The sequence below is a fragment of the Streptomyces sp. NPDC056600 genome (assembly GCF_042792855.1).
Lineage (GTDB): Bacteria > Actinomycetota > Actinomycetes > Streptomycetales > Streptomycetaceae > Streptomyces.
In genome coordinates, this window is record NZ_JBHTVQ010000028.1 from 44,316 (window position 1) to 70,742 (window position 26,427).

The window sequence follows — 26,427 nt, forward strand, 5'->3', positions numbered from 1 at the left end:
CCAAGAGGTAACTCAGGCCTGCGTAGCGTCTTTCACGGACAAGGTGTCCAGCACCTGACGTGAGGAGTCACCATGCCGCGAGTGGTCGTGTTCGACGAGTTCGGCGGGCCGGAGGTCCTGCGGGTCGTCGAGGAACCGGTGGTCGAGCCCGCAGCCGGCGAAGTACGGGTCAGGATGGAGGCGTTCGCCGTCAACCGGCTCGACCAGCTGATGCGTTCCGGCGCCTCCCCCGGGGTGGTTCCCCTCCCGCACGCCCGCCTCGGCGTCGAGGGAACCGGCGTCGTCGACGCGCTGGGCCCCGGGGCCGGCGGGCTGAAGGTCGGCGACGCGGTCGTCCTCGCGGCCGTTCCGGACGCGACCGTCAGAGGCAGTTACGCCGAATACACCACCCTCCCCGTGACCCAGGTCTTCGCCCGTCCGGCCGGGTTCGGCGTCACCGAGGCGGCGGCGGTCTGGGTCGCGTTCTCCACCGCCTACGGCGCGCTCGTCGAGAAGGCGGGGATGCGGCCCGGTGACCACGTGCTGGTCACCGCGGCCTCCGGCGGCGTCGGCCGGGCGGCGGTCCGGATCGCCCGGCGGATCGGCGCCGTACCCATCGCCGTCACCCGGCACAGCGCGAAGAGGGACGATCTGCTCGCCGCCGGCGCCGCCGAGGTCGTCGCCACCGACCACGGGGACCTCGCCGACGCGGTCCGCCACCACACCGGCGGGGCCGGCGCGGACATCGTCCTCGATGTCGTCATGGGCCCTGGCCAGGAGGAACTCGTGGAGGCAGCGCGCCCGGGCGGAACACTGGTCGCCGCCGGCTTCCTGGATCCGCGGCCCACGCCCTTCCCGACGGGCGCGTCGCTCACCATCCACAGCTACCGGAGCTTCGAGCACACCCTCGACCCGGTCGCGGTGAAGCGCATGGCGGCCTTCCTGGGCGCCGGGGCGGACCGCGGGGCACTGCGGCCGGACGTCGGCCCGGTGTTCACCCTCGACGAGGTCGTCGAGGCACACCGCCACCTCGAGCAAGGGCTCCACGACGGCAGGAAGATCGTCGTCACTGTCCCGTAGCCGCAGCGAGGCGCGAGGGTCCTCCCCTCCAGGTCACCAGGCCTTCAGGTCACCAGGCCGGTGCGGTAGGCGTGGACCACGGCCTGGACGCGGTCGCGGAGCTGGAGTTTGGTGAGGATGCGCGAGACGAAGGTCTTGACGGTCTCGGGGCTGATCACCAGGGCCTCGGCGATCTCGCTGTTCGACAGGCCGTTCGCGACCAGGCGCAGCACCTCCAACTCACGGGGGGTCAGCGGGGTCTTCGGCGGAGTGCCGTCGGTGGGGCGGATCCGGGCCGCGTACCGGCCCACGAGTGTGCGCGTCACCTCGGGATCCAGCAGGGCCGCCCCCGTGGCCACGGTGCGGATGCCGTGCAGCAGCCGGTCGGGCGGTGCGTCCTTGAGGAGGAACCCGCTCGCCCCGGCGCGCAGTGCCTCGTACACGTACTCGTCCAGGTTGAACGTGGTGACCACCAGGACCTTGACGGGGTGCGTCACCCGTTCACCGGCGAGCAGGCGAGTGGCCTCGATGCCGTCGAGCACCGGCATCCGGACGTCCATCACCACCACGTCCGGCCGGAGCCGGGCCGCAAGGTCGACGGCGGCCCGCCCGTCCCCGCACTCGCCGGCCACCTCGAGGTCGGGTTGCGCGTCGACGATCGTCACCAGGCCGGTGCGGACGAGTACCTGGTCGTCGCAGACCAGGACCCGGATCGGCGCGGTCACGACGGGCTTCCGGCAGGTATCCGTGCCCGCACGGCGAAGCCGCCACCCGTGCGCGTGCCCGCGCTGAAGTCGCCGCCGAGGACGTCGACCCTCTGCCGCAGACCCTCCAGGCCCCGTCCGCTCCCACCCGGGGACACGGTCGTCGGACCCGTCCCCTCCGTGGCGACCTCCACTGTGATCTCCCTTGCCGTGTGGTGCACGTGCACGGTGGTGCGGCTGCCGTGCGCGTACTTGAGCGCGTTCGTCAGGGCCTCCTGCACCACGCGGTAGGCGACGAGGTCGGCGCTGCCGGTCGACGCGGCCGGTGTCCCCTGCTCGGTGAACTCCACCGGCTGTCCCGCCTCGCGTGTTCGCTCCACCAGCGTGCGGAGCTCGCCGCCGGACGGTGTCCGGTCGCCGGGGCCGCCGGTGCCGTGGTCGGGATTGAGCAGGTCGAGCAGGTGCCGCAGGTCGGTGATGGCCCGCCGGCCGGTGCCGGCGACGGCCGCCAGCGTCTCGTCGAGGCGCTCCGGCGCGGCGGTCAGATACCGGGCCGCCTCGCACTGCACCACCATCGCCGTCACGTGATGGGTCACGACGTCGTGCAACTCCCGGGCGATGCGCGCGCGTTCGGCGGTGAGCGTGTCCTCGGCGACGCGGCGGCGACGCTCGGCCTCCGCGGCGCGCGTCGAGCGCAGCCATCCCCCGGCGCCCCAGGCGAGGACCAGCGCCAGGTAGAACATCACGAACCCCTCCGCCGTCTCGTCCCCGCCGAGCCGGTGGAGCGTGACCGCGAGCGCCACGTACGCCCCGGTGAGGACGAGCACGGTGGGGCGCCGGTGCCGCTCCAGGTGCGAGCCCGCGCTCAGCAGCGCGATCGGCAGCGCCGAACCGGAGACCAGGTGGTAACCGCGGAGCTGGTCGAGGGCGAAGCCGAGCGACACCAGGGCCAGGCACAGGGCGGTCGCCCGGCGGCGCACGGTGAGGGACAGACCCTGGAGGGCCGCCGCCACCAGGGTCCACGCGTCGAAGGCGCGGGGCGGCATGCCGCCGAGTTGTGACCCCAGGTTGTGCAGGGCCGGCACGAACGACGTGGCGAACAGGAACAGCGCGAGCGGGAGATCCCGGACCACGACGCCCGACCGGCGCCACAGCTCCGGGATCCTCCGACGCATCGTCACCGGGGGAGTGTAGCGAGGGCCGCCGACCGCTCCCCGCGTCCGCGGCGGGGAACCAGCCGGCCGCGCCGACGGGCCACCAGGAGGAAGACCGTCGCGGCGAGTACGCAGAACACCAGCGCGTACGGGCTCCCCTCCGGCCCGAACGCCCCTCCGGTGACCCACGCCGGGCCCGTCGTCACGGAGTCGAGCAGACCGTGCGAGGCGCCGTTGCCGGAGACCTCGGCGCTGAAGACGCCGCCGGCCGCGAAGTTCCACCCGAAGTGCACGCCGATCGGCACCCACAGCCGGCGGGTGGCGACGTACGCGGCGGTCAGCATGCCGCCGGCCTCGACGGCGACGGCGAAGGCGCCGTAGAGGTCCGCGTCCGGATTGGCCAGATGGAACGCGCCGAACAGCAGACCGGACAGCGCCATCGCCCACCACGTGCCCCACCGTTCCTCGGTCACCCGGAACAGCACGCCCCGGAAGAGGAGTTCCTCCGTCACGGCGGCGGCCGCCATGAAGCCGACCAGCCCCACCGCTCCGGTCACCGATCCCAGGCCGGTGACCTCGTAGTGCCCCAGGAACGCGATGTTCGCGACGACCACCCCGAACAACGCGAGCCCGAGCAGCGTTCCCAGACCGAGCCCGGCCGCGGCGCCCTTGCGGCCCAGCTCCGTGACGGCGCGGTGCTCGGTCCGCGCCACCACCCACCGGTAGACGAGTACCGCGAGCACGGACGTCGCGACGCCGAGGACGAGGGTGAGCCACGGACTGTCCTCCTGCACGGCCGCGACCGCCCCGCCGCCGGCCATGGCGATCACCGCCACGGCCACCAGCTGCCACATCAGTCTCATGAAGAACCCCTCCACCCGTGCGCCTGCGTGCGCTTCAGCAGTTCGCGGCCGGAGCGCCGCGACTGCCTCGACGGTACGAACCGGGGGGTTCCCCCGTCGTCACCCGACGGTGGACACCTCCGCGTAGCTCGCACGGGGGACAAGCACGCCGTGCGCCCCCGAAGGCCGGTACGGGCCGGTCGGGGCCGCCTCAGCGGACGTCCGCGGTCCTCCTGCCGGCGCCCGCCGCCGAGGACCCGCCCGCCGAGCGGGCCGTGTCTCCGGAGCTCCCGGTGGCCGCGTCGGAGTCCTCCGCGTCCATGGCGTCCTCGCGGTGGCGGCCGCGGTAGGTCAGGTGGAGCGCCGTGACGGTGACCGCGGAGACGGCCATGACGACGCCGTAGAGGCGGTAGAGCTCCTCGGGAGTGAACCCGCGCTGCTCCAGGAAGGTCGCGATGTTGGGGGCGAAGAAGGCGACGATCCGGCCGACGCCCATCATCAGGCCGACGGCGGCCGTGCGGATCGCGAGCGGGTAGATCGACGGGCTGATCGCGTAGTAGGCGGCGACGCCGCCGTTGACCGCCAGGCCGATCAGCACCGCGAGCACCAGGACCGCCGTCCGGTCGTCGAACCAGGCGGCGAAGACGAAGAAGACCACGCACCCGACGACGCCGATGAGGGCCGTCACCAGGCGCGGGTGGAGCCTGCGCGAGACGGCGGCGAAGAGCAGGGCGCCGACCACGCCGCCCGTGGCGACCAGCGCCTGGGCGCGGATGCCGAAGTCCGGGTCCCCGGTGGTCTGGGTGACCAGCTTGGCGGTGAGGCCGTTGGCGAAGTAGAAGGCGCCGATCACCAGGGCGTAGGACACCCACAGCAGCAGGGTGCGAGGCAGCATGACGCCCTTCCACATGCCGCCCGCGAACGTCACCTTCCGGGCGTCCTGCGCCGGGGGGAGCGCGTCGACGGGGGCGACGCCGAGCTTCGCCGCGATGCGGTTGTACTCCCGGAGCGCGCCGGCCGGACGCCTCTCGACCAGGTGACCGACCGACTCGGGAAGCGACCGGTACGCGAGGAGCAGGAGCAGCGCGGTGACGACCGCGGCGAAGAAGTACGGCCCCCGCCAGGTGAAGGCGTCGATCAGCCACACCGAGAGGAAGCCGCCCACGGCCGCGCCGAGCGGCAGACCGATGCCGTAGACGCCCATGACGACGCCGCGACGGCGCCGGCTGGAGAACTCCGCGCAGAGCACGCTGACGCTCGGCACGATCGCGCCGAGGAAGAGCCCGGCGAAGAAGCGGAAGGCGAGGAACAGCCCGAAGGACGGCGCCAGTCCGCTGAGGACCATGCCCAGCACGATCAGCCCGAGCGCGCCGAGGATGTGCCGGCGTCGCCCGATCCGGTCGGCGATCGGGCTCAGGAGCGCCGCCCCGACACCCATGCCCAGCGTCCCGAAGGAGGCGACGAGGCCCTGCTGCCCCGTGCTCAGCGACCAGTGCTCGGTCAGAGCCGGGAGGGTGTACGAGGTGATCAGGATCTCGTACCCGTCGATCATCGTCAGCAGGATGCAGATCGCCACGATCACCCATTGGAAGCGGGTCATCGGGTTCTGCCGAATCGCGTCTCTGAGGTCCATCAGCTCTCCCGGTGCAAATATCGCACGTCGTCGTGCATTTGCTGAAGACTGGTGGCCGTGTGCCGTGCTGTCAAGGCCTCGCCCCGCTCCCCGTAGGCTCGGCGCATGGCTGAGACCTCCCGCGCCGCCGCCGGCGCCCAGACCCTCGCCCGAGGCCTTCGCGCGCTCGAGCTGGTGACCACGGCCCGTGACGGGCTGACGGTCCAGGACGTGGCCGAGCAGCTCGACGTGCACCGCTCGATCGCCTCGCGCCTGCTCAGCACTCTCGCCGACTTCCGGCTGGTGGTGCGCGGTGGCGACGGCCGTTACCGCGCGGGCGTCGGGCTGGCCGCCCTGGCCGACGGCATCCACGCGACGCTCCGGGCGGCCGCCGAGCCGGTGATGCGCGACCTCGCGGCCGAGCTCGGCGCCACGATCTCCCTGCTGGTGACCGAGGGGGCCGACGCGGTGGCGCTGCTGGTGATGGAGCCCCCCGGGGCGAGCTACGTGCTGTCGTTCCGTACCGGCAGCAGGCACCCGCTCGGCCGGGGCTCGGCCGGCGTCGCCCTGCTCGCCGCCGGCGCCCCCGCGCCGGGGGACGCGGCCGACGTCGTCCAGGCCCGGGAGCGCGGCTATGCCGCCACCTTCGGCGAGGTCGAGCCCGGCGCGTACGGCGTGGCCGTGCCCATCGCCGTGCCGGGGCTGCCCGCGGCCTGCCTGAACCTGATCACCTACCGCGCCGAGGTCGCCGAGAAGGCGCCGGGGTCGCTGACCGCCGCCTCGGCGCACCTGGCCGAGCGCCTCGCCTGACCCCGCCTGACCCCGCCTGACCCCGCCTGACCTGGCGTGACGCCGACCCCGCCGGGCCGCGGGATTGACTTCGCGGTCCGATGGTGGTGCTATGACCTGCATCTGGACGTGCAAATAACGCTTACGGGCGTGCACATTTAGCACAGGAGGCGTCATGGCTCTCACTCAGGAATCCGCGTCCCGCGACCTCACCCTCCCGTCGGGCACGCACCTCCGCTACTACGAGGCCGGCGACGCCTCGGCCCCGCCGGTGGTGCTCCTGCACGGATCGGGCCCGGGCGCGACCGGCTGGTCGAACTTCTCGGGGAACATCGGCGTCATCGCGCAGGGCGGCTTCCGGGTACTCGCCCCCGACATGCCCGGCTGGGGCGACTCGGACGCCGTCGCGGCCACCGACATGGACCACGACGCCGACCTGATCGCCTTCCTCGACGCCCTCGGCATCGAGAAGGCGGCCCTGGTCGGCAACTCGATGGGCGCGCACACCGCGATCCGGTTCGCCACGCTGCACCCCGAGCGCATCAGCCACCTGGTCACCATGGGCGCCTCGCTCGGCCGCGGCCTGACGAAGAACCTGTTCCAGCCGGCGGACGGTCCCAGCGAGGGGCTGAAGGTCATCGCCCGCGCCTACCGCGACGCGAGTCCGGAGAACATGAAGGCGCTGGTCGAGATCATGACCTTCGACAAGGAGCGCTTCGCGACGCCCGAGCTCACGCAGGCCCGCTCCGCCGCGGCGCTGGCCCGCCCCGAGCACCTGCGCAACTACGTCGAGGGCCTCCCGCACGGCGCCCCGATCCCGGTCAAGGTCGACCGCGACCTGATCCCCGACATCCAGGTGCCGACCCTGATCGTGCACGGCCGCGACGACCGGGTCCTGCACTACGAGGTCAGCCTCTGGCTGACCGCCAACATCCCGAACTCCCGCCTCGTGCTCCTCAACCGCTGCGGGCACTGGGCCATGATCGAACACGCCGACGAGTTCAACCGTCTCGTCGTGGACTTTCTCTCCCACAACTGAGGCCGCGCATGTCCACCCCCACCCTCGACACCGACGTCGTGGTCGTCGGCGCCGGCCCCGTAGGGCTCACCCTCGCCAACTTGCTCGGCGTGCGCGGTCACCGCGCCGTCGTCCTGGAGGCGCGGCACGAGCTGATCGACTACCCCCGCGGCGTCGGACTCGACGACGAAGCCATCCGCACCCTCGCCACCGCGGGGCTGTGGGAGCGGGTCCGGCCGTACACCGTTCCGCACCACGTCGTACGGCTCGTCAACGGCACCGGGCAGGTGCTCGCCACCAACGACCCCCGGACGCAGGAGTTCGGGTATCCGCGCAAGCACGGGTTCATCCAGCCCCTCGTCGACAAGGAGCTGGCGGCCGGGCTCGGGCGCTTCCCCGGGCAGGCCTTGCGGTTCGGGCACCGGGTGACCGGCCTGGAGGACCGCGGTGACCACGTCGCCGTCACCGCCGAGCGCCTCGACGCCGACGGCGCCGTCCTGGAGACCGTCACCGTCACCGGCCGGTACGCCGTCGGCTGCGAGGGCGGCAGTTCCTTCACCCGCAAGTGGATGGGCGTGGAGTTCGAGGGCAGATCGCCCTCGACGCGCTGGGTCGTGGTGGACGTCGCCGACGATCCGATCGGCACCCCGTCGGTCTACCTCGGGGCCGACCCCCGCCGTCCGTACGTGTCCATCGGCCTGCCGCAGGGCGTGCGCCGCTGGGAGTTCATGCTCCACGACGACGAGCCCACGGACCTGGTCGACGACCGGAACTTCATGAACGGGCTGCTGAAGCGGCACGTGCCCGACCCCGAAGCGCTGGAGATCATCAACCAGCGCACCTTCACCCACCACGGACGGGTCGCCGCCGACTTCCGCAAGGGGCGGGTCTTCCTGGCGGGCGACGCCGCCCACCTCATGCCGGTCTGGCTCGGCCAGGGGTGGAACTCCGGCATCCGGGACGCCACCAACCTCGCCTGGAAACTCACCGCCGTGCTGAACGGCGACGCCGGTGACGCCCTCCTCGACACGTACACGACGGAGCGCCGCAAGCACGCCTCCGACATGATCGAGGTCAACATGACCGCCGGCACCGTGATGAAGATGCGGCCCCTCGGCGGCTGGCTGCGCGACCGCGCGGCCACGGCGCTCAACCTGGTGCCGACGTGGAAGGCCTACTTCAGCGAACTGCGCTTCAAGCCGATGCCCCGCTACGCGGCCGGTGTCGTCGTCGACCAGGTGACGCTGAGGCCCGGCACCGCGCAGGCGACCTTCGAGGGCGGGAAGCTCTTCCCCTTCGTCGACTCGCCCGGCTCGGCCTCGCCGGTCGGACTGCAGTTCATCCAGCCCCGCGTCACCACCTGCGACGTCGAGGACGTCCTGCTGGACGAGGTCACCGGCGACTGGTGGACCCTGGCGTCCTGGGGCGGCGACCCCACTGCCCATCTCACCCCCGCCGACCTGGAGTTCGTCCGCCGTCACCGGATCAAGCTGGTCTCCTTCGTGCCCGAGACCCAGCGGGAGTGGGCGCAGAAGCGGTTCGCCGGCTCGCCCGCGCCCGTCACCGTGGTCGGCGACACGTCCGGCGCGCTCAAGGACTGGTTCGACGTCCGCGCCTGCGGCACCGTCGTCCTGCGCCCCGACCGCTTCGTGGCCGTCGCCTGCCTGAGCCAGCAGACCTCCCCGGCGCTCGCCGCGCTCCGGCGCGCCGGAGCACTCGCGAACGGAGCCCCCGCATGAGTCTCGCCCTCGTCACCATGTCGCACTCGCCCCTGCTCGAGTTCAACGACCCGCCGGCCGAGGTCAAGGCGGAGGTCGACGCGGCCTTCGCGCAGGCCCGATCCTTCGTCCAGGACTACGACCCGACCCTGGTGGTCGCCTTCGCCCCCGATCACTACAACGGCTTCTTCCACGACCTGATGCCGCCGTTCTGCATCGGTTTCGAAGCCCTCGGCGTCGGCGACTACGGCACCGCCGAAGGACCGCTCGACGTTCCGGCCGAACTCGCCGAACGGCTTGCCCAGCACGTGATCGACCGCGACCTCGACGTGGCGATCTCCCGGCGGATGGAGATCGACCACGGGGCGGTCCAGCCGCTGGAGATCCTTCTCGGCGGCATCGACACCGTGCCGACCGTCCCGGTCTTCGTCAACGGGGTGGCGAAGCCGTTCACCTCCATGCGCCGGGTCCGCCTGCTGGGCGAGGCCGTCGGCTCGTTCCTGGCCACCCTCGACGAGCGCGTCCTGGTGATCGGCTCCGGCGGACTCTCCCACGACCCGCCGGTGCCGCAGTGGGCCACCGCCGACGAACCGGCGCGCAAGCTGCTGCTCGACGGACGCCACCCCACCGCCGCGGCGCGCGACGCCCGCCAGCAGCGCGTCATCGAGGCCGGCCGGGCGTTCGCGGCCGGCACCGCCACGATCCGCGACCTCAACCCGGAGTGGGACCGGGCGCTGATGAAGACCCTGGCCTCCGGGGACCTGACGGCGATCGACACCATGGATCCCGAGAAGATGGCGGCGGACGCGGGCAACTCCGCCCACGAGGTCCGCACCTGGGTGGCCGCCTTCGCCGCGCTCGGCGCGGCGGGACGGTACGCGGTCGACACGCAGTACTACCGGCCGATCCGGGAGTACATCGCCGGATTCGGGGTGATGACGGCGAGAACCGTCTGACGGGGAGATCCGTCTGAGGGAGGGGGACGGGGCGGCGACGGGGAGGCGGTGCGCCCCTTCGGGCGGACCGTCCGCGCTCGCCCGCGTGGCGTCGGGGCCGCCGACCACCTCCTGGGCGAGCATGTGCGGGCCCAGCCCCTGCCCCCCACCGAGGCGATGCGATGCCCGACCACGCGGACGACGCCGGCCGTGAGGGCGGCGCGCCCGGAGCCGTGCCCCGGCGCGGCATGCCGGAGCAGTGGCTGTTCAGCGGGACGTACGGACTGGTGCTGGCCAGCGCCATGATCTCCGCGCTGGACTCGACGGGCGAGACGGCCGATCCCGGCTCGGACGCGTTCTGGGTGGTGCTCACGGCGGTGGCGTCGGCCGCCGCCCACGGGTACGCGCACGTCATCGCCCACCGCGCCTACGTCCGCGGGGGAGCGGGCCCGACCAGGCGGCGGGCGGTGGCCGCCGAGTGGCCGCTGGTCGTGGCGGTGCTGCCCACGGTGGCCCTGCTCCTGGCCGCGCTGGCCGGATGGTGGGCCGAGGAGACGGCCGTGGACGTGGCCCTGCTGCTGAACACCGTCGCGCTGTTCGGCGTGGGGGTGCGGGCCGCCCGCGTCGCCGGCCGCCGCTGGCCGCCCTCCCTGCGCGCGGGGGGCATGGACATGCTGCTCGGCCTGTTGATCATCGCGGCGAACGCCCTGATCCACTAGCCGGGCCCGGCGACTCCGCCGGCCGCGAACGGCGCCGCCCCCACCCGGGCGGGGTGGGGGCGGCGGCCGGAGCGGGGCTCAGCAGTACAGGTTGCCGCCCGGGTCGACGCCGAGGATCTGCGCGAAGCGCTGGTAGGTGCTGACCCGGCTCTGCACCTGGGCCGGGTTCCTGCCGTCGCACTCCAGCGAGCCGTTGATGGAGCGGATGGTCTGGCCGAAGCCGGCGCCGTTCACCATGGCGTTGTGCGGCGTCATGCTGCCGGGGCCGCTCTGGGTGTTCCAGTACCAGAGGCCGGTCTTCCACGCGACGGCCGCGTCCCGCTCCACGAGCCACGGGTCGTTCAGCAGGTTGATGCCCAGCGCGTCGCCCGCCGCCTTGTAGTTGAAGTTCCAGCTGAGCTGGATGGGGCCGCGGCCGTAGTAGGCGGCCTGGCCCGCGGGACAGCCGTACCACTGGCTGGTGTCGCAGTAGTGCGGGTAGTTGGCGGTGTTCTGCTCGACGACGTGGACCAGCCCGCCGGTCTCGTGGCTCACGTTGGCCAGGAACGCGGCGGCCTCGCGCTTCTTGGTGGCGTCGTCCCCGGTGGTGGCGAAACCGGGGAAGGCGCTGAGCGCGGCGGTCAGGCCGCTGTAGGAGTAGAAGGAACTCCGGTTCGGGAACATCTGGTTGAACTGCGTCTGGCTGACGACGAACGAGCCGACCGGCGTGCCGGAGCCGCTGTCACAGGCGTAGGGGTCCCAGTACCAGGTGCTGATGGTCGGGTCGTAACCGGGGTTGTCGTGCTCGGCGATGTAGGCCTTGCCGTCCGTGTAGCGCACGATGGCGCCGGTGGCGTAGGACTTCCCGGCGACCCAGCTGGGGTAGCTGGAGCAGGCGGCCGCGGAGGCCTCGGTCGCCGGCAGGAGCACGGGCGTGGCGGCGGACAGGGCGAGAACGGCGACGGCGGCGGACAGGCGGCGTTTCGACACGAGGTCAACTCCCTGCGAACGGAGGCCGAACCCGCCGTGACGACCGGGGCGGACCGCGTACCGACGCACGCGACCGGGCCGGCCGTGGTGTGGGGGACGGCCGTGGTGGGGGGTGTGGAGCCCACACTCAATCGCATTGGTCTGTACCAGTCAAGGTGCGTCATTGAGCCAACTCGCCCTGCTGCTCCTAGGGTTGGCGCCGACTGCTCCGTCGTGCCGGTCGGCGGGGCGACGAGCCCTGCGAGGAGCACCGAGTGGACCACCGGGACGTGCGGGCCGCCGTGGCGCAGATGCTGGAGGTGCTGGGACCGCGTACGGGCGAGGGCTGGACGGTGCCGGCCGGTCCGCTGGAGTGGAGCTGCCGGGAGACGGCCGTGCACATCGGCCACGACCTGCTGGCCTACGCGGGCCAGCTCGCCGCGCGCCCGGCCGACGCCTACCTGCCCTTCGATCTGTGCGTGCACCCCACCGCCCCGCCTGCCGAGGTTCTGCAGGTGGCCGCAGCCTGCGGGGAGCTGCTCGGCAGCGCTCTGGCGACCGCCGACCCGTCCCTGCGGGCCTGGCACTGGGGTCCGTGCGACCCGACGGGGTTCGCGGCGATGGGCGTCGCCGAGACCCTGTTGCACACCCACGACATCACCCGCGGGCTGGGCGTGGACTGGACGCCGCCGGCACGGCTGTGCGCGGCCGTGCTCGAGCGCCTCTTCCCCGACGCCCCGACCGGCGAACCCGCCCGGGTGCTGCTGTGGTGCACCGGACGCGGAGACCTGGACGGTCTGCCCCGCAAGACCTCGTGGACATGGCAGGCGGCACTGTCCGACTGAGCGCGGGCGACCCGGCGGGACCGGGAGCCACCGTGCTCGTTCCCTGCGCCCCGACGGGTTGCCCCGGCCGTCACCGGCCTCCGTGGTCCGCCACGTAGGTGGAGATCAACTCCCGCAACGCGTGAGCGCGTTGTCGGTCCTCGCGCTGGGTGCGCAGGGCGTCGTCGGCGGCGTGAAGACGGGCCAGGGCAGCCGGCTCGCCGTCCACCAGGCCGTCGACCAGGGCGGGGACGGTGATCAGGTCGAGGCACTCGCTGAACAGGCGGCGGGTGGCGGGAGCCGGCGGTTCGGGGGCGGGGGCCGCGAAGCCGGTGGTCACGTGACGGACCGGGTCGGTCAGGCTCCAGCCGACGACGGCGCCGCACTGGACGAGGAGGGCCACGTCCGGGGCGATGCCGATGCGGGCGTCCAGCGCCTCGTCGAGGACCGCGAGGTCGCGCAGGCAGGTCAGCACGGTGTCGCCGGGGGCCCGGCAGAGCACCGTGCTCATCGGGTGGCGGAAGTCCCGGACCTGCTCCGCCCGCAGCCCTCCCGGGACGACTGCCGGGGCGAGCGGGACACGGGCGGCCTCGTCGGCCGGGACGGCCTCCTGAGGCATCTGGAACTCGGCCCCCGCCAACGTCCTGGTGTCCGGATCGAAACGGAGGACGTCCGGGTCGTCCCATAGGTGGGGCTCACTGCCGAAGGTGCCGGCGAGGAACCGGACGCGCTCGCCCGAGTCGTTCCACGGGCCGAGGTCCAGGGTGCCGTCGGCGAAGCGGGGCGTGGCGCGCAACGGCTCGCCGGTCACCGTCGCGTGCCAGTCGTCACCGAGGTTCAGTCGCATGGACGCCCGGCCTCACCCGACGCCTGCCGGCTGTGCGCCGACTCCACAAGGACGTGCCGTGTCACCGTGCGTGGTCCTCCAGCAGTTCGCCGACGAACGCCAGGAGGGCATCGGCGCGGCGGCGGTCCTCGTCCAGGCTCCGCAGGGCGGCCTCGAGTTCGCCGAGCCGGTGCAGGGCCGCCGGGACCCGGTCCCTCACCGCGTCCAGCAGCGGAGTGGTGATCAGGTCCAGGGACTCGGTGAGCAGCCGACGGACGGCGGGGGAGGGCGGGGCGGGATCGGGGGCGGTGAAAGCGGTGGTCAGGTACCGGGCGGGGTCGGCGAGACTCCAGCCGACGATCGTGCCGTGCTGCACCAGGAGAGCCAGGCCGGGGGCGATCCCGACACGGGCCTCCAACGGTTCGTCGAGCACGTCGAGGTCGCGCAGACAGGTGAGCGAGGTGTCCTCGGGTCCACGGAGGAACTCCGTGGATACCTCGAGGCGGAAGTCACGGACCTCGTCCGCACGCAGCCCACCCGCCGTGACCGGTGGCCCACAGGGCAGGCGGGCCTCGTCGTCGGGATCGACGAGCATCCCGGGGATCTGGAACTCGGCGCCCACCAGTTGCCGGCCGACCCGGTCGAAGCGCAGTTCGTCGGGGGTGTCCCACAGCCAGGGACCACTGCCGAAGGTGTCCGCGAGGAACCGCTGCCGCTCCCCGGCACTCGCGTACTCGGCGACGCGCACGCGGAACTCGCGGAAGTCGAACCGCGGGAGGACGGGCAGCGGATCGCCCGCGACCGCCGCCGTCCACCCGTCAACGGTGATCCTCACGGTGGGCGCCTCCTTGTCCGTCGCACCCGCTCGGCGGAGGCTGAGCACCCGGTCGGCCGGGCCGAACGAGCCCACCGGCACCTGTCCGTTCGTGCCGCGCTGCGCCGCAGCGTCCTGAAGAAGAGCCGGCGTTCCTCAGGCCTGGCCGAGAGTACCGCGTCGGTGTCGTCGCACAGCAGGAGCGAGTCGTCGCCCCGCCGCGGAGCGGGGCCCGCCGCGTGTCGCCCGAACGGCCCCAACTGCCGCGGCCTACCGCTTGACCTGCCCGGACCGGGGTAGCGAAGGGGCATGGCCACCGACGCTACCCAGACTTCCGAGACCGGTTGGACGCAACCCGAGATCGACGTCCCGGCACTGACCGAGGTGCTCGACGGCGGGTACTCCGAGATCCGCGACCTCGTCCGCACCAACCTGGTGAGGCACGCCTCCGTCCTGGAGGAGGCCGACGCCCTCGACCTCGACGCCTTCCGTGAGCGGGTGCGCGAGCTGGTGGTCGAGATGGCCGCCACCGGCCAGACCGGCATGGGCTTCCCCCGTGAGTACGGCGGGGGCGGCGATGTCGGAGCCTCCATCGCCGCGTTCGAGACCCTCGCCTTCGGCGACCTGTCCGTGCTGGTGAAGGTCGGCGTGCAGTTCGGGCTCTTCGGCGGCGCGATCCTGCACCTGGGCACCCGGCGGCACCACGAGGCGTACCTGCCCGACCTGGTCACCGGGCGGCTGATGGGCTGCTTCGCGATGACCGAGACGGGGCACGGATCCAACGTCCAGGCACTGGGGACCGTCGCGACGTACGACCCCGACGCCCAGGAGTTCGTCATCACCACCCGGGATGACGAGGCACGCAAGGACTACATCGGCAACGCGGCCCGACACGGCGAGCTGGCGGTCGTCTTCGCCCAGCTCGAGGTGGGCGGCCGCTCCGAGGGCGTGCACGCGTTCGTCGTACCGATCAGGATCGGCGGCGAGCCCGCGCCCGGCGTCTCCATCGAGGACGACGGCCGCAAGATGGGCCTCAACGGCGTGGACAACGGCCGCATCAGGTTCGACGGCGTCCGGGTGCCGCGCGAGGCGCTGCTCAACCGGTTCGCCGACGTCACGCCCGAAGGCGTCTACGAGAGCTCCATCGAGAACCCCCACCGGCGCTTCTTCACCATGCTCGGCACCCTCGTGCAGGGCCGCGTCAGCGTCGCCGGCGCGGGGATCAACGTCGCCAAGGTCGCACTCGCCATCGCGGTCAAGTACTCCGTGCGGCGGCGGCAGTTCGAGGCGGAGTCGGACACGCGGGAGCAGCTGCTCCTCGACTACGGGCTGCACCAGCGCCGCCTGCTGCCGCTGGTCGCGCGCACCTACGCGCTGCACTTCGCGCAGGACGTCCTGCGGGCCCAGCTGCACGACGTGTTCTCCGGCACCGAGGACGACCCGCAGGCACGGCGCCTGCTGGAGGCGCGGGCCGCCGGGACCAAGGCGCTCGGCACCTGGCACGCCACCCGGGTCGTCCAGGAGTGCCGCGAGGCGTGTGGCGGCGCCGGGTACCTCTCGGTGAACCGGTTCGCCGCCCTGAAGGCCGACAGCGACATCTTCACCACCTTCGAGGGCGACAACCACGTCCTGCTCCAGCTGGTGGCCAAGGGCCTGCTCACCCACTACGCCAGCGAGTTCGAGGACCTGGACCAGCTCGGCATGGTCCGTTACGTGGCCGGTCTCGCGGTGGAGACGGTGATCGAGAAGACGTCGGCCCACAAACTGCTCGAACGGGTCCGCGACCTGTTGCCCGGGGGCGACGACTGGGACCGGGAGGCCGGTCTGCTGGACCCGGAGTACCAGCTCGCCATGCTCCGCTTCCGCGAGGAGCACATGCTCGCGGGCCTGGCCCGCCGGCTGAAGCGGGGGATCGCCCAGAAACGCAACGCGGGCGTCGTCTTCTCGCAGGTGCAGGACCACGTCATCGCCGTCGCCCGCGCGCACGTCGAGCGGCTGGTGCTGGAGGCGTTCGTGGAGAAGGTGCGGGCGCTGCCGGAGGGCGGCAACAGGACGGCGCTGAACCTGATGTGCGACCTGTTCGCCCTGTCGACGATAGAGGAGGACCGGGCCTGGTTCATGGAGCACGGCCGGCTCACGGTCCAGCGGTCCAAGGCCGTCAGCCGGGAGGTGAACGCCCTGTGCCGCAAGGTCCGGCCGCTGGCGGTCGACCTCGTCGACGCGTGGGGCGTCCCGCCCGAGATGCTGCGCGCGCCCGGCCTGGTGAAGTGACGCTCAGTCAACTACGGTGCACGAGCCGTAAGTTGCTCGCGTCGGCGTAGGGGCCTGTCGGAGATGTCGGTACACTCGCCGCACTGCTCCGGCAGGCCCTGGCGTCGAGCGGAAGAGGACCGGTGGACGAGCGTCATTCGTCGGCAGAGACGACCCCGCAGGCGAACGGCGCGTCGGGGGAGCCCTGGACGGACGGTGCCCGTGGGGCGCCCTACGACGCTTACGCGGCACAGTACTTCGCCGAGACCGAGGGCCGGTTCGCCGGCCACGACACCGGCACGTTCGCCGGTGGGGCGTACGGCACGGGCGCGTACGGAACGGGGACGTACGGCACCGGGGCCCACCCGACCGGAGCGTTCGCGACGGGTGGATACGACACCGGTGCGGCCGGCACGGGCGCGTACGCCACGGGCTTCTGGGACACGGGCTCGTTCGACGCCGGCTCCTGGGACACGGGCTCGTTCGGCGCCGGCTCCTGGGACACGGGCTCCGCAGACACTGGCTCCTGGGACACCGGCTCCTGGGACACCGCGGGGTCCGGCGGTGGCGACCCGGGCGCGGACGGTGCCTCCACGGCCTCCGTACCCGAGCAGCGCACCGGCGACCACGACGCGCAGGACGCCCTCGCCGCCTCGACGCTCGCCCCGCCCCACGCCGGTTCCCGGCGCCGCCGCCGCGCACCGGTCCGTCGGTCCGCGCTGCTGCGGGTGGCGGTGCCCTCGGCGTGCGTGATGGGGGTGACCGCGGCCGCGATGGCCAGCGTGTCCACGGACGGGTCCACCGACGCCTCGGCGGCCTCCGGGTCGGACCCCAGACCGGTGAAGCCCTCCTACGAGGACGAGTTCGCCGCCCAGCTCGGCGGCATCACGGCCGCGGCCAACGACTTCGGGGGCCGGGCCAGCCGCGAGCAGGAGCGCGAGGACCTCGCGGAGCGGCGCCAGGCGGAGATGAAGAAGGCGGCCCAGGAGGCCGCCAAGAAGGAGCGGCTGCGGCCGAAGTTCGTCAGCCCGGTCGACCGGCGAGGGCTGAGCGCCTACTACGGGGCGGCGGGGTCCAGATGGGCCCGCGGGCACACCGGCATCGACTTCCCCGTCTCCTACGGCACCCCGGTGTTCGCGGTCACCGACGGGGTGGTGAGCCACAAGGTGAACAGTGCGCTCGGCAACATGGTGATCGTGACCGCCAAGGACGGCACGGAGACCTGGTACTGCCACCTCGCCAGCTGGAAACTGACCCCCGGAGCGGTGGTCAAGGCGGGCGACACCATCGCCTACTCCGGTGACACGGGCAACTCCAGTGGTCCGCACCTCCACCTCGAGGTCCACTCGGGCGGCGGCGGAGCCATCGACCCGCTGGCCTGGCTGATCAGCCACGGCGTGGACCCCGCCTGAACCGCCCCGCACCGACCCGAACGCACCGGCCCGAACGCGCCGACGCGAACGCTGCACGACCGGCCGCCGCCCACGCCCCCTCGGGGCCCGGGCGGCGGCCGGAGTGGTCACTGGGCGAGCGGTACGGCGTCCGCCGGGTCGGTGTGCCAGCTCGTCACCACCGGCGCGTCGACGACGACAGGGTCGATCCTGAGGGAGACGGGGTCGGGGTCTCCCTCGCTCACCGCGACGATGACGGTGCCGAACTGCGTGCCCGCGTCGCCGCTGCTCGTCTTCGGGCTGACGCCCGCGTAGAGCGTCCTTCCGCGGGCGAGGGTGATCGCGTCGCCGGCGGACTGCTCGGCGGGGCCGGCCTGGATGCCGCCGGAGCCGAACGCCACGACCGGGAGCCCCGCCGGCAGGACGCAGGTGACACCGGGCTTCGCGGTGGCGGAGATCTGCAGGTAACCGCCCGCCTGGGTCCGGTGCCTGGCCGACCATGTCAGATCGCCGGTGCCGCAGTCACGCCCGGCGCCGGACCCGTCGGCCGCGGCGCCGCCGGACGTGTCCGCGGCCGTGCCCGACGCGTCGCCGTCACCGGCGTCGTCACGGCCGGCGGCCGGGGACTCGCCGGAGGCCGCCCCGTCGGAGGCCTCGGCGCCGCCGGCGGAGTCCTGGCCCTGGGTGGCCGCGGCGGCAGGGTCGGCGGCCTCCGGGTCCGCGGCGGAGCCGCCGCAGGCGGTCGTCAGCAGGCCGGCGGCCAGGACGACGGAGAGGGTGAGCGCGGTGGGAAGACGGTGGTGCACGGTGTCCTTTCGGTCGGCGGGCAGGGCTGTCCTGCGCACGCCTGGGAGGGTGACGGGGATGTCGAACGGCGGGTCGGCCGAGGTCACGCGGCCCGGGCCGCGGCCAGCACCTCGGCGCGGGACGGGCCCGGCCAGGTCCACGCGGGGCCGCCGTTCAGGGTGAGCGCGCGTTCCACCAGGCCCGGGGCGGCGAACGCGCTCTCCGGGGAGTCGAGCATGCAGGCGACCTCGGTCATCGCCCGCAGCACGTCCGGGTCGGCGAGCTTGATGCCGTCGAGCGCGTTGGTGAGGTGCCAGCCGGGGCCGTCGGTCTCGTAGGCGCGGCCGTCGATCACGGCGTCGATCTCGGCGATCCGGTGCCGGTCCCACTCCCGCAGCCGGGCGTAGACGGGCGTGAGCGTCGCCTCGGTGACCTCGTCGAAGCGCAGCGCCAGCTCCGTCGCGTCGGCCAGGCCGGTCTTGGCGACCGTGTCGGCGAGGGCGACGGCGTGGGTCAGACCCATCGACAGGCCGAGCCCGAACTGCGGGTCGGTGGCGGCCCAGGCGTCGCCGGCGTGGACCAGCCCGGTCACCACCGGCAGGCCGTCCACCACGGTCCGGCGGATCCGGCTGTGCAGGCCCGCCATGGCCTGCGGCGCGGTGATCGGTTCGCCGTCCGTGCGGCCCGCCAACTCGGGGAGCAGCCGCGCCGCCCGCTCCCAGGCGGCCGGCTCGCGCAGGGCCTTCAGGGCGTGGTCCCGGCTGGAGACCACCAGGACCACGGACCAGGTCTCGTGGTCGGCCGGGATCACGATGGTGGACACGCCCTCGTGGTGGACGAGCGGCCAGAGGGGCTGGGGCGGCGCGCCACCCGGGGCGCGGTAGGTGCGTGCGTAGTAGACGAAGCCCGACTCGGCGCGCTCCTCGGCGGGCGGCGGTCCGCCGAGCCCGGCCACCAGCGCGTGCACGGGGGAGTTGCGGCCGCCGGCGTCCACCACGAGGTCCGCGTGCAGTTCCTCGCCCGGCCCGGTCACCACGCCGCTCACGTGCGGGCGCCCCTCGGCCCGCGCCGCGCCGGTGAGCAGCCCGGTCACGGCGGCGCCCCGGCGCACGGTCACCCCCGGGGTGGCCGCGGCCGCCGCGGCGAAGGCCGCGTCCAGCACGGGGCGGCGCGCGGTGAGGGTGTCGTAGCGTTCGTCCCCGGGCAGCGGACCGCCCATACCCGGCAACTCCCATGCCGCCCCGGCTATGTTGAGCCGCAGCGGGTCTGTTTCCTCCAGCGCGTCGGCGACCTGCGGCAGCCGGGCGCGCAGCAGCGCGGAACCGGCCGGCAGCAGGATGTGCGGCTGGCGGAACTGGGAGACGCCGGGCCGGCGCCAGTGCTCCCAGGCCCGCTCCGCGGCGTCCCCTCCCGCACGGCCGGCGCCGTCCCGCCCCGTGCCGCCGGGCGCGTCGCCCGGTTCGGCGCCGTCCCGCTCCAGCACCGTGACCCGCAGTCCCTGCCCGGCCAGCGACATCGCCGTCGCCAGACCGACCGGTCCCGCGCCGATCACGATCACGTCCTGTTCCGTCATCCGAAGCCTCCTCGCACGTCTGTCCGTGGGAGGCACGGTGTCGTGACCTGTTGCTCAGTCACCAGTCCGTTCGGTGCTCACTGTTGGCCGTTCCATGCTCACTCGCGGCCCACGCGCGCGCGCCGGGGTGAACGCACTCTTCGCCCGCCGGTTCCGCGGGCCTACTGTGACCGGGCACAGGTGTTGTTCCCGCGGAAACCACCCCCCGATGTGCGAAGGGTGCGTCCCCATGACTCACGACGAATCTCCCCTCTCCGACGAGGAGCGCCTCGAACAGCTCGGCTACCGGCAGACGCTCTCGCGCTCGATGTCGAGCCGCGCCAACTTCGGCGTCAGCTTCACGATCATCTCGATCCTGTCCGGCTGCATGACCCTGTACGGCTACGGCATGAACACCGGCGGTCCGGCGGTGATCATGTGGGGCTGGCTGTTCGTCGGCCTCATGACGCTGTTCGTGGGTCTGTCGATGGCCGAGGTCTGCTCCGCCTACCCGACCAGCGCCGGCCTGTACTTCTGGGCGCACCGCATGGCTCCCGCCCGCTCCGCGGCGGCCTGGGCCTGGTTCACCGGCTGGTTCAACACGCTGGGCCAGATCGCGGTCACCGCGGGCGTCGACTTCGGCGCCGCCACCTTCCTCAACGCCTGGCTCGATCTCCGTCTCGGTTTCGGGGCCACGCCCGGCCACACCATCACCCTGTTCGGGATCATCCTCGTGCTGCACGGGCTGCTGAACACCTTCGGCGTCCGCATCGTCGCCTTCCTCAACGAGGTGTCGATCTGGTGGCACATCCTCGGCGTGGCCGTCGTCTGCGGGGCCCTGGTGCTCGTCCCCGACCAGCACCGGTCGGCGGGCTTCGTCTTCGGCGAGTTCGTCAACAACACCGGCTTCTCGAGCAGCGTCTACGTGGTGCTGATCGGCCTGCTGATGGCGCAGTACACGTTCACCGGTTACGACGCCTCCGCCCACATGACAGAGGAGACGGTGGGCGCCTCGGTCGCCGGTCCCCGGGGCATCGTCCGCTCCATCCTGGTCTCCCTGGCCGCCGGTTTCGTGCTGCTGCTCGGCTTCACCTTCGCCATCCAGTCCTACGACGGGGCCCTCGCCTCGAGCACCGGGGTGCCCCCGGCGCAGATCCTCATGGACGCGCTGGGGGAGGCAGCGGGCACCTGGCTGCTGCTGGTCGTGATCGTCGCCCAGTTCTTCTGCGGCATGGCGTCCGTCACCGCCAACTCCCGTATGATCTATGCCTTCTCACGGGACGGGGCGCTGCCGTTCTCCCGGGTGTGGCACCGGCTCGACCCGGCGACCCGCACGCCCACCAACGCGGTGTGGCTGGCCGCCGGAGGAGCGTTCGTCCTCGGCCTGCCGTACCTGTGGAACACCACCGCCTATGCGGCGGTCACCTCCATCGCCACCATCGGTCTCTACATCGCCTACGTCATCCCCACCTACCTGCGGCTGCGGCAGGGCGACCGGTTCGAGCGGGGGCCCTGGCACCTGGGCCGGTGGTCCGGCGTGGTGGGCACCGTGGCCGTGGCGTGGGTGCTGGTGATCACGGTGCTGTTCATGCTGCCGCAGAGCTCGCCGGTCACCGCCGGCACCTTCAACTACGCGCCCGTTGCGGTCGGCGTGGTCGTCGCCTTCTGTGGCGCCTGGTGGCTCGTCTCGGCGCGGCGCTGGTTCCTGCGGCCCGCCACCGCCGGTGCGGACGGTGCGGGCGGTTCCGGCGGCCCGCGGGCGAGGACCGGGGACAGGGGAGAGGGCGACGCGTCGGCGCCGCCGCGCGAGGCGGTCTGAGCCGCGCGTCCCGACCCAACGGCCCGCGAGCCCTCCGCCCCCGTGACGGGGGAGCGGAGGGCTCGCCGGACCGGTGCGGCCGGTCAGTACGTGGCGACGCCGTTGGAGTAGGACTTCATCCAGTGCAGCGCGAACCCGTTGGTGACGGGGTCGCCCGCCTTGTTCACCGTGTGCAGGATGCCGCCGCCGCCCGGTCCGTTGAGGCAGGCGGTCACCATCGAGGTCAGGACGACGCCCGGGGTGTCGGGGACCTCGAAGGCGCGGTCGGTGTAGATGTCGGCGTTGAGGTTGAAGAAGGCGTAGCTGCCGAGGCCCCAGGCCTTGTGGTCCCTGACGTCGTCGGCGACCTTGTAGGCGGCGTAGCCGTTGGTGGAGCCGCGTCGCCACGCCGACTGGGTCGGGACGTCGTACGGGTGTTCGTTCTGGAAGAAGTAGGTGCGGCCCTTCTCGCCCTTCCAGACGACCTCGTGGTCCTGGTAGTGCTCGACGAAGAGGCCGTAGGCGGTGACCCGGTCGCCGTTGACGAGGAAGCCGACGCCGGCCGGGTTGACCGACCAGCCGACCGTGCCGTCGAGGCCGTGGTCGCCGCGCCAGGCCCAGATGTGGTCGGTGATCACGTCGTTGCTGTCGATCTGGATCGACACCCCGGCCCCGCCGGGGACGGATCCGCCGATGCGCACGAAGACGTCCGACAGCACGGTGGGGTGGTGCGCGTGGTTCCTGCGGCTGCGGCCGTCGCCGACCCGCAGCAGCACCGGGGAGTGGGCGGAGGCCGCCTCCAGCATCAGGCCGGCCACGGAGACGTCGCCGACGTCGGAGACCTCGATGAGCGAGTTGCCGTCGACGGCCTGCAGCGTGGCCAGTCCGAGACCGAGGACCACGGTGCCCGGACGGGTGACCCGCAGCGGCTTCGACAGCCGGTAGACGCCGGGGGTGAGTAGCAGGTGCTTGCCGGAGGCGAGTGCCGCGTTGATCCGCGTGACGGAGTCGCCCGGCCGCGCCACGTGGAACCTGCTCAGGGAGATGTGGCGGCCGGCGGCCGGCCCGTTCTCCCAGCTGGTGCCGGCGGTGTCGTGCCGCAGCGCGGGCACGAAGACCTGGTAGGCGCCCCTGCGGTCGACGGTCAGGAACGGCTTCTCCCGGATCACCGGGGTGCGGTCCAGGGTGGTGATCGGCGGGGCCGGGTAGCTGGTCTCCGGTGCGCCGCGGACGCCGAGGAAGACCATGTTCCACTGGGCGTCCTTCCAGCGGCCGACGGTGTCGTTGCGGGACAGCCACTGCTGCTGCGAGCCGGCGTTGATGGTGCCGGTCACCAGGCTGTCGGCCAGGAAGCCGCCGCTGGACCACCCGTTGCCGGGCGGGCTCGGCATCAGGATCATGTCGCCCTTGACGTGGCACCGGCGCATCGGCGCCGCCTGGGAGACGGCCCAGCGGTCGAGGCCGTCCGGCGGCACGATGGTCAGGTTCTCGCAGGCCCGCCAGAAGTTCTGCGTGGCGTTGCCCTCGAACCACTGGGCGTCGGCGGTCACGTGACCCTTGATCACGACGTCGTCGGGGCTGTCGCCGAGGCCGAGGACGTGCGTGTAGAAGCCGACGTTGATCTCGAGCTCGTAGGTGCCGGGCCTGAACGCCAGGGCGAACCGCTCGGTGCCGAACTGGTTGGCCTCCTGGACCTTGAAGACGGCGTCGATCCGCTCCTGGATGGCGGCGTCGCCCATCGAGGGGTCGAAGACGAGGACGTTCGGCCCCAGACCGGCCGCCCCGTGGCCGGCGGCGCCCCGGTCGCCCCGGTCGGCGGAGGCCGGCGACGCGAAGGCCGATCCTGCGGCGCCGCCCAACGGCACCGCGGCGGCGGCCGCCGCCGCGGTGCGGAGGACGGCACGACGAGAGGGAATCACGGACACGGCTCTCCCTGCATGTGGTGGGGCAAGACGGATCGCGGCTGATCCTCAACCGCGTTTGAGAGCGCTCTCAGCCCCGGAGTGAATCACCGCCCGCCCGCAGCGTCAATGACTTGGCCGGGGTCAACGGGGCTCAGGGTGAACGGAGTTGCCCGGCGGCCGGGTGGGTGCGCCGAAGTGTCGCGGGGCTTCGCCGAGGGCTCCGGGACCCCTTGTCACGACCATTGCCGACGACCACAAGGCTCGCTATGTTAATGAGAAATCACATATCCCGGCACGACCCGAAGTGCGATCGTCTCGCAACTGGCAAGTGAGAACGGCGTGAAGCGCCGTCCGGCCCAGCAGGGAAGCGGGTAAGTCAATGGAGAATCTCAACAGGCGCAGAGTCCTGTCCCTCGGCGCCGCGCTCGGCCTCGTGGGCGCGTTGGAGGGTCCCAAGGCGTGGGCCTGGTCGTCGGCCGACTCGGTCGCCGGAAGCGGAGCGGGCGCCGACCCCGAGTGGATCTGGGACGCCGCGACCGATCCCCTGATGGCCTCGCTGCTCGACAACGGCCAGGTGCCCGCGATCAACACGGCGATGGCGAAGTGGGTGAACAACGGCGACCCGCTGCCCAGCGGCCTGCCGGCCGAACTGGCCGCGCACCTGCGGCAGGTGAACACGCTGCCGGCCTGGGCCGACCTCACCAAACTGCGGCGCGCCGCCGACTTCAACCGGCGCAGGGACACCTACCTGTTCATGCTGTACGGCCTCGGCAGCGGCATCATGAGCACCGTGATCCCCCGCGAGGCCAGAAGCGTGTACTGGTCCGCGGGCGGCGCCGACATGCAGGACCGCGCGGCCAAGACGTTCACCTTCGGCTACGACCTGTCCCAGCTGCGCGCCTTCGAGCCGTCGGGGCAGTTCGTCGTCACCGCCAACAAGACCCGGCTGGTGCACGCCGCGGTGCGTCACCTGCTGCCCCAGTCGCCGCACTGGAAGGCGGGCGCCGACCAGACCATCCCGATCAGTGCCGCCGACATCCTGGTCACCTTCCACAGCCTCGGCACCTACGTGCACAGCAAGCTGACGGACTGGCGGATCCCCTTCCCGGCGGCGGACCAGGAGGCGTTCCTGCACTCCTGGCAGGTCGCCCTGCACCTGCTCGGGGTCCCGGACGAGTACATCCCGCAGACCTGGGCGGCCGCGCACGCGCAGTCGGCACAGGTGCTCACCCCGATCATGGCACCCACCACCGAGGGCAAGGACCTCGCCGAGGTGCTGCTCGGGCTCACCGCGCAGATCGACCTCGGCGTCACCCGCGGTTTCCTCAACGAGTTCGTACGCTACGTCCTCAGCGACGAGGTCGGGGACTGGCTGGGCCTCAAGCGCGACTACGCGGCGGCGGCCCTGGTCCGCACCGCGTGGCCCGCGTACATCCTGTTCCGCGAAGGACTGTCGCCCGTCATGCCCGGCACGTTCTACATGGTCGACCAGTTCATCCGCGGCCTGGCCATGCTGTTCCTCAACAACGGCGGCTCCTCGACCACCACTCCCATCACCATCCCCACCGGGAACCGGGCGGCCGGCTGACCCGCCGGCCCCGGGCCCACGCCCTTCACAGGCCGAGGGCGCCCACGACCAGCGCCGTCACCGCGGCACGGTGGTCGTGGGTGTCCCGCCACCGCACCCTGCGTCCGGCCTCGACGGCCACGCCGAAGCCCGCGTGCACCAGCACGCGGGCCCGGCGCGGATCGAGCTCCGGACGCACCAGCCGCAGCTGCTGCTCCCACACCGCTATGTGCTCGCGCTGCGCCAGGACCAGGGGTCGCCGCAGCTCGGCCGGCAGCCCGGCCAGCTCGGCCTCGGCGACGCTGGTGAGCTCGGTGTACTCGAAGCTGTACGCCACGTACGTCGCGGCCAGGGCCACCAGCGCCTGGCGCGGACCGGCCACCCCGTCGAGACCGACCTCCACCGCCTGCGAGAGCAGACCCGCCGCCTGAAGGCAGGCCGCCGCCAGGATGTCGACCTTCCCGGGGTAGTGCCGGTACAGCGCCGACGGGGTCAGCCCGACGGCCTCCGCGATCTGCCCGTTGGTGACGGCGGCGAACCCGTCCCGCGCGAACAACGGGATGGCGGCCGCCAGGATCTCCGCACGCCGCGTCCGCGGCGCCTGGCGGGCCGGCAGTGCGACGGAGCGGGCGCCCGGCACCGCGGTCATCGGATCGGTCGCCGCCACGCCCAGCGCGGACGCCGTCAGCAGGTCCTCGGCGCGGCGCTGCGCGAGGGAGGTGTGGTGCATCGTGACCGACCCGATCGCCCCGAGCGCCGCCACCGCCCGCAGCCGGTTGTCGGGAAGCGCGTACGCGCCCTGCACCGCCTCGTCGACCCGCCGGATCAGGCGCCCGAACTTGGCGCCCAGACGCAGACGGTCCTCCCGGTCCAGATAGCGGGCCTCCCAGCGGTACACACCGCCCGCCGCGCGGTGCGCGACCGTCACCCGGGCCACGGCCGTCAGCACATCCGGCAGGGGAGCCCCGGCCGGAACCTCGTCCAACGCGGTGACCAGCCGATCGATCATGACGTCGGCGCACTCGGCGAACAGGGCGTACTTGTTCGGGAAGTGCCGGTACAGGGCCGCCGCGGTGATCCCCACGCCGGCCGCGATCTCCTCCATGGAGGCCCGGTGGTAGCCGCGTTCGCTGAAGGCCCGGCCGGCCGCCTCCACGATGAGCTGCCGGCGGTTGCGTGGCCGGGTGGCCGCGGTCGGCTCGGCGGTCACGGCCGAACGGGCGGATGCGGGGAGAGGG

22 protein-coding genes are annotated in these 26,427 nt (G+C 72.8%); 11 read left to right on the forward strand and 11 right to left on the reverse strand.

Features of this window, described 5'->3' with window-relative positions; genetic code table 11:
• Positions 1 to 72: 72 nt before the first annotated feature.
• Positions 73 to 1,059 carry a zinc-dependent alcohol dehydrogenase family protein gene (locus ACFRAV_RS16180; protein WP_382555826.1) on the forward strand — a complete coding sequence of 329 codons (987 nt, stop codon included), beginning with the start codon at positions 73 to 75 and terminating at the stop codon, positions 1,057 to 1,059.
• A gap of 44 nt (positions 1,060 to 1,103) precedes the next feature.
• On the opposite strand, the gene ACFRAV_RS16185 is transcribed toward ACFRAV_RS16180, so the two are convergent.
• The 4 genes from ACFRAV_RS16185 to ACFRAV_RS16200 form a co-directional block, all read right to left on the reverse strand.
• A complete protein-coding gene (locus ACFRAV_RS16185; RefSeq protein ID WP_382555828.1) occupies positions 1,104 to 1,763 on the reverse strand; it encodes a response regulator in 660 nt (219 codons plus the stop codon).
• A complete protein-coding gene (locus ACFRAV_RS16190; protein WP_382555830.1) occupies positions 1,760 to 2,923 on the reverse strand; it encodes a sensor histidine kinase in 1,164 nt (387 codons plus the stop codon). The genes ACFRAV_RS16185 and ACFRAV_RS16190 overlap by 4 nt, the downstream gene beginning before the upstream one ends.
• A complete protein-coding gene (locus tag ACFRAV_RS16195) occupies positions 2,920 to 3,759 on the reverse strand; it encodes a CPBP family intramembrane glutamic endopeptidase (protein WP_382555832.1) in 840 nt (279 codons plus the stop codon). The genes ACFRAV_RS16190 and ACFRAV_RS16195 overlap by 4 nt, the downstream gene beginning before the upstream one ends.
• A 190-nt stretch (positions 3,760 to 3,949) precedes the next feature.
• On the reverse strand, positions 3,950 to 5,371 hold the full coding sequence (locus ACFRAV_RS16200) for an MFS transporter (RefSeq protein ID WP_382555835.1): 1,422 nt from the start codon (positions 5,369 to 5,371) through the stop codon (positions 3,950 to 3,952).
• Positions 5,372 to 5,476: 105 nt separating this feature from the next.
• On the opposite strand from ACFRAV_RS16200, the gene ACFRAV_RS16205 reads away from it, so the two are divergent.
• The 5 genes from ACFRAV_RS16205 to ACFRAV_RS16225 all read left to right on the forward strand — a co-directional run bounded on the left by ACFRAV_RS16205 (position 5,477) and on the right by ACFRAV_RS16225 (position 10,529).
• Entirely contained in the window at positions 5,477 to 6,160 is a 684-nt protein-coding gene (locus ACFRAV_RS16205) for an IclR family transcriptional regulator (protein ID WP_382555837.1), read from the forward strand.
• Between the two features lie 154 nt (positions 6,161 to 6,314).
• Positions 6,315 to 7,178 (forward strand): alpha/beta fold hydrolase, encoded by an 864-nt coding sequence (locus ACFRAV_RS16210; protein WP_382555840.1) that lies wholly within the window; start codon positions 6,315 to 6,317, stop codon positions 7,176 to 7,178.
• Positions 7,179 to 7,186: 8 nt separating this feature from the next.
• Complete coding sequence (locus tag ACFRAV_RS16215) at positions 7,187 to 8,896, forward strand: bifunctional 3-(3-hydroxy-phenyl)propionate/3-hydroxycinnamic acid hydroxylase (RefSeq protein WP_382555843.1); 1,710 nt, start codon at positions 7,187 to 7,189, stop codon at positions 8,894 to 8,896.
• Positions 8,893 to 9,831, forward strand: a complete 939-nt coding sequence (locus ACFRAV_RS16220; RefSeq protein WP_382555844.1) for a 3-carboxyethylcatechol 2,3-dioxygenase — start codon at positions 8,893 to 8,895, stop codon at positions 9,829 to 9,831. Before ACFRAV_RS16215 ends, ACFRAV_RS16220 begins: the two co-directional genes overlap by 4 nt.
• 161 nt (positions 9,832 to 9,992) lie before the next feature.
• On the forward strand, positions 9,993 to 10,529 hold the full coding sequence (locus ACFRAV_RS16225; protein WP_382555846.1) for a hypothetical protein: 537 nt from the start codon (positions 9,993 to 9,995) through the stop codon (positions 10,527 to 10,529).
• Positions 10,530 to 10,607: 78 nt separating this feature from the next.
• On the opposite strand, the gene ACFRAV_RS16230 is transcribed toward ACFRAV_RS16225, so the two are convergent.
• The gene (locus tag ACFRAV_RS16230) at positions 10,608 to 11,498 is read right to left on the reverse strand and encodes a glycoside hydrolase family 19 protein (RefSeq protein ID WP_382555849.1); all 891 of its coding nucleotides are present in this window, start codon (positions 11,496 to 11,498) and stop codon (positions 10,608 to 10,610) included.
• A gap of 254 nt (positions 11,499 to 11,752) precedes the next feature.
• Between ACFRAV_RS16230 and ACFRAV_RS16235 the strand changes: the two genes are divergently transcribed.
• The gene (locus ACFRAV_RS16235; protein WP_382555851.1) at positions 11,753 to 12,322 is read left to right on the forward strand and encodes a maleylpyruvate isomerase N-terminal domain-containing protein; all 570 of its coding nucleotides are present in this window, start codon (positions 11,753 to 11,755) and stop codon (positions 12,320 to 12,322) included.
• Between the two features lie 70 nt (positions 12,323 to 12,392).
• Here ACFRAV_RS16235 and ACFRAV_RS16240 read toward each other — a convergent pair whose 3' ends face one another.
• Together ACFRAV_RS16240 and ACFRAV_RS16245 are read right to left on the reverse strand one after the other, a co-directional pair.
• Positions 12,393 to 13,148: a hypothetical protein gene (locus tag ACFRAV_RS16240; protein ID WP_382555854.1), complete on the reverse strand. Its 756-nt coding sequence runs from the start codon at positions 13,146 to 13,148 to the stop codon at positions 12,393 to 12,395.
• Between the two features lie 61 nt (positions 13,149 to 13,209).
• Entirely contained in the window at positions 13,210 to 13,962 is a 753-nt protein-coding gene (locus tag ACFRAV_RS16245; RefSeq protein WP_382555856.1) for a hypothetical protein, read from the reverse strand.
• A gap of 288 nt (positions 13,963 to 14,250) precedes the next feature.
• Here ACFRAV_RS16245 and ACFRAV_RS16250 point away from each other — a divergent pair, with 288 nt between their 5' ends.
• Positions 14,251 to 16,212, forward strand: a complete 1,962-nt coding sequence (locus tag ACFRAV_RS16250) for an acyl-CoA dehydrogenase family protein (RefSeq protein WP_382555859.1) — start codon at positions 14,251 to 14,253, stop codon at positions 16,210 to 16,212.
• A gap of 122 nt (positions 16,213 to 16,334) precedes the next feature.
• Positions 16,335 to 17,603 carry a M23 family metallopeptidase gene (locus ACFRAV_RS16255; RefSeq protein WP_382555861.1) on the forward strand — a complete coding sequence of 423 codons (1,269 nt, stop codon included), beginning with the start codon at positions 16,335 to 16,337 and terminating at the stop codon, positions 17,601 to 17,603.
• Positions 17,604 to 17,710: 107 nt separating this feature from the next.
• Here ACFRAV_RS16255 and ACFRAV_RS16260 read toward each other — a convergent pair whose 3' ends face one another.
• Positions 17,711 to 18,427 (reverse strand): hypothetical protein, encoded by a 717-nt coding sequence (locus ACFRAV_RS16260; RefSeq protein ID WP_382555864.1) that lies wholly within the window; start codon positions 18,425 to 18,427, stop codon positions 17,711 to 17,713.
• A 44-nt stretch (positions 18,428 to 18,471) separates the two neighbouring features.
• Positions 18,472 to 19,941: an NAD(P)/FAD-dependent oxidoreductase gene (locus ACFRAV_RS16265; RefSeq protein WP_382555867.1), complete on the reverse strand. Its 1,470-nt coding sequence runs from the start codon at positions 19,939 to 19,941 to the stop codon at positions 18,472 to 18,474.
• A 229-nt stretch (positions 19,942 to 20,170) separates the two neighbouring features.
• On the opposite strand from ACFRAV_RS16265, the gene ACFRAV_RS16270 reads away from it, so the two are divergent.
• Positions 20,171 to 21,739 (forward strand): amino acid permease, encoded by a 1,569-nt coding sequence (locus ACFRAV_RS16270; RefSeq protein WP_382555870.1) that lies wholly within the window; start codon positions 20,171 to 20,173, stop codon positions 21,737 to 21,739.
• 83 nt (positions 21,740 to 21,822) lie between these two features.
• Here the strand turns inward: ACFRAV_RS16270 and ACFRAV_RS16275 are convergent, their stop codons facing one another.
• Positions 21,823 to 23,637, reverse strand: a complete 1,815-nt coding sequence (locus ACFRAV_RS16275) for an adenylyl cyclase (RefSeq protein ID WP_382555872.1) — start codon at positions 23,635 to 23,637, stop codon at positions 21,823 to 21,825.
• Positions 23,638 to 24,001: 364 nt separating this feature from the next.
• On the opposite strand from ACFRAV_RS16275, the gene ACFRAV_RS16280 reads away from it, so the two are divergent.
• The gene (locus ACFRAV_RS16280) at positions 24,002 to 25,210 is read left to right on the forward strand and encodes an oxygenase MpaB family protein (protein WP_382555874.1); all 1,209 of its coding nucleotides are present in this window, start codon (positions 24,002 to 24,004) and stop codon (positions 25,208 to 25,210) included.
• Between the two features lie 25 nt (positions 25,211 to 25,235).
• Here the strand turns inward: ACFRAV_RS16280 and ACFRAV_RS16285 are convergent, their stop codons facing one another.
• Positions 25,236 to 26,399 carry a TetR/AcrR family transcriptional regulator gene (locus tag ACFRAV_RS16285; protein WP_382555877.1) on the reverse strand — a complete coding sequence of 388 codons (1,164 nt, stop codon included), beginning with the start codon at positions 26,397 to 26,399 and terminating at the stop codon, positions 25,236 to 25,238.
• Positions 26,400 to 26,427: the final 28 nt, after the last annotated feature.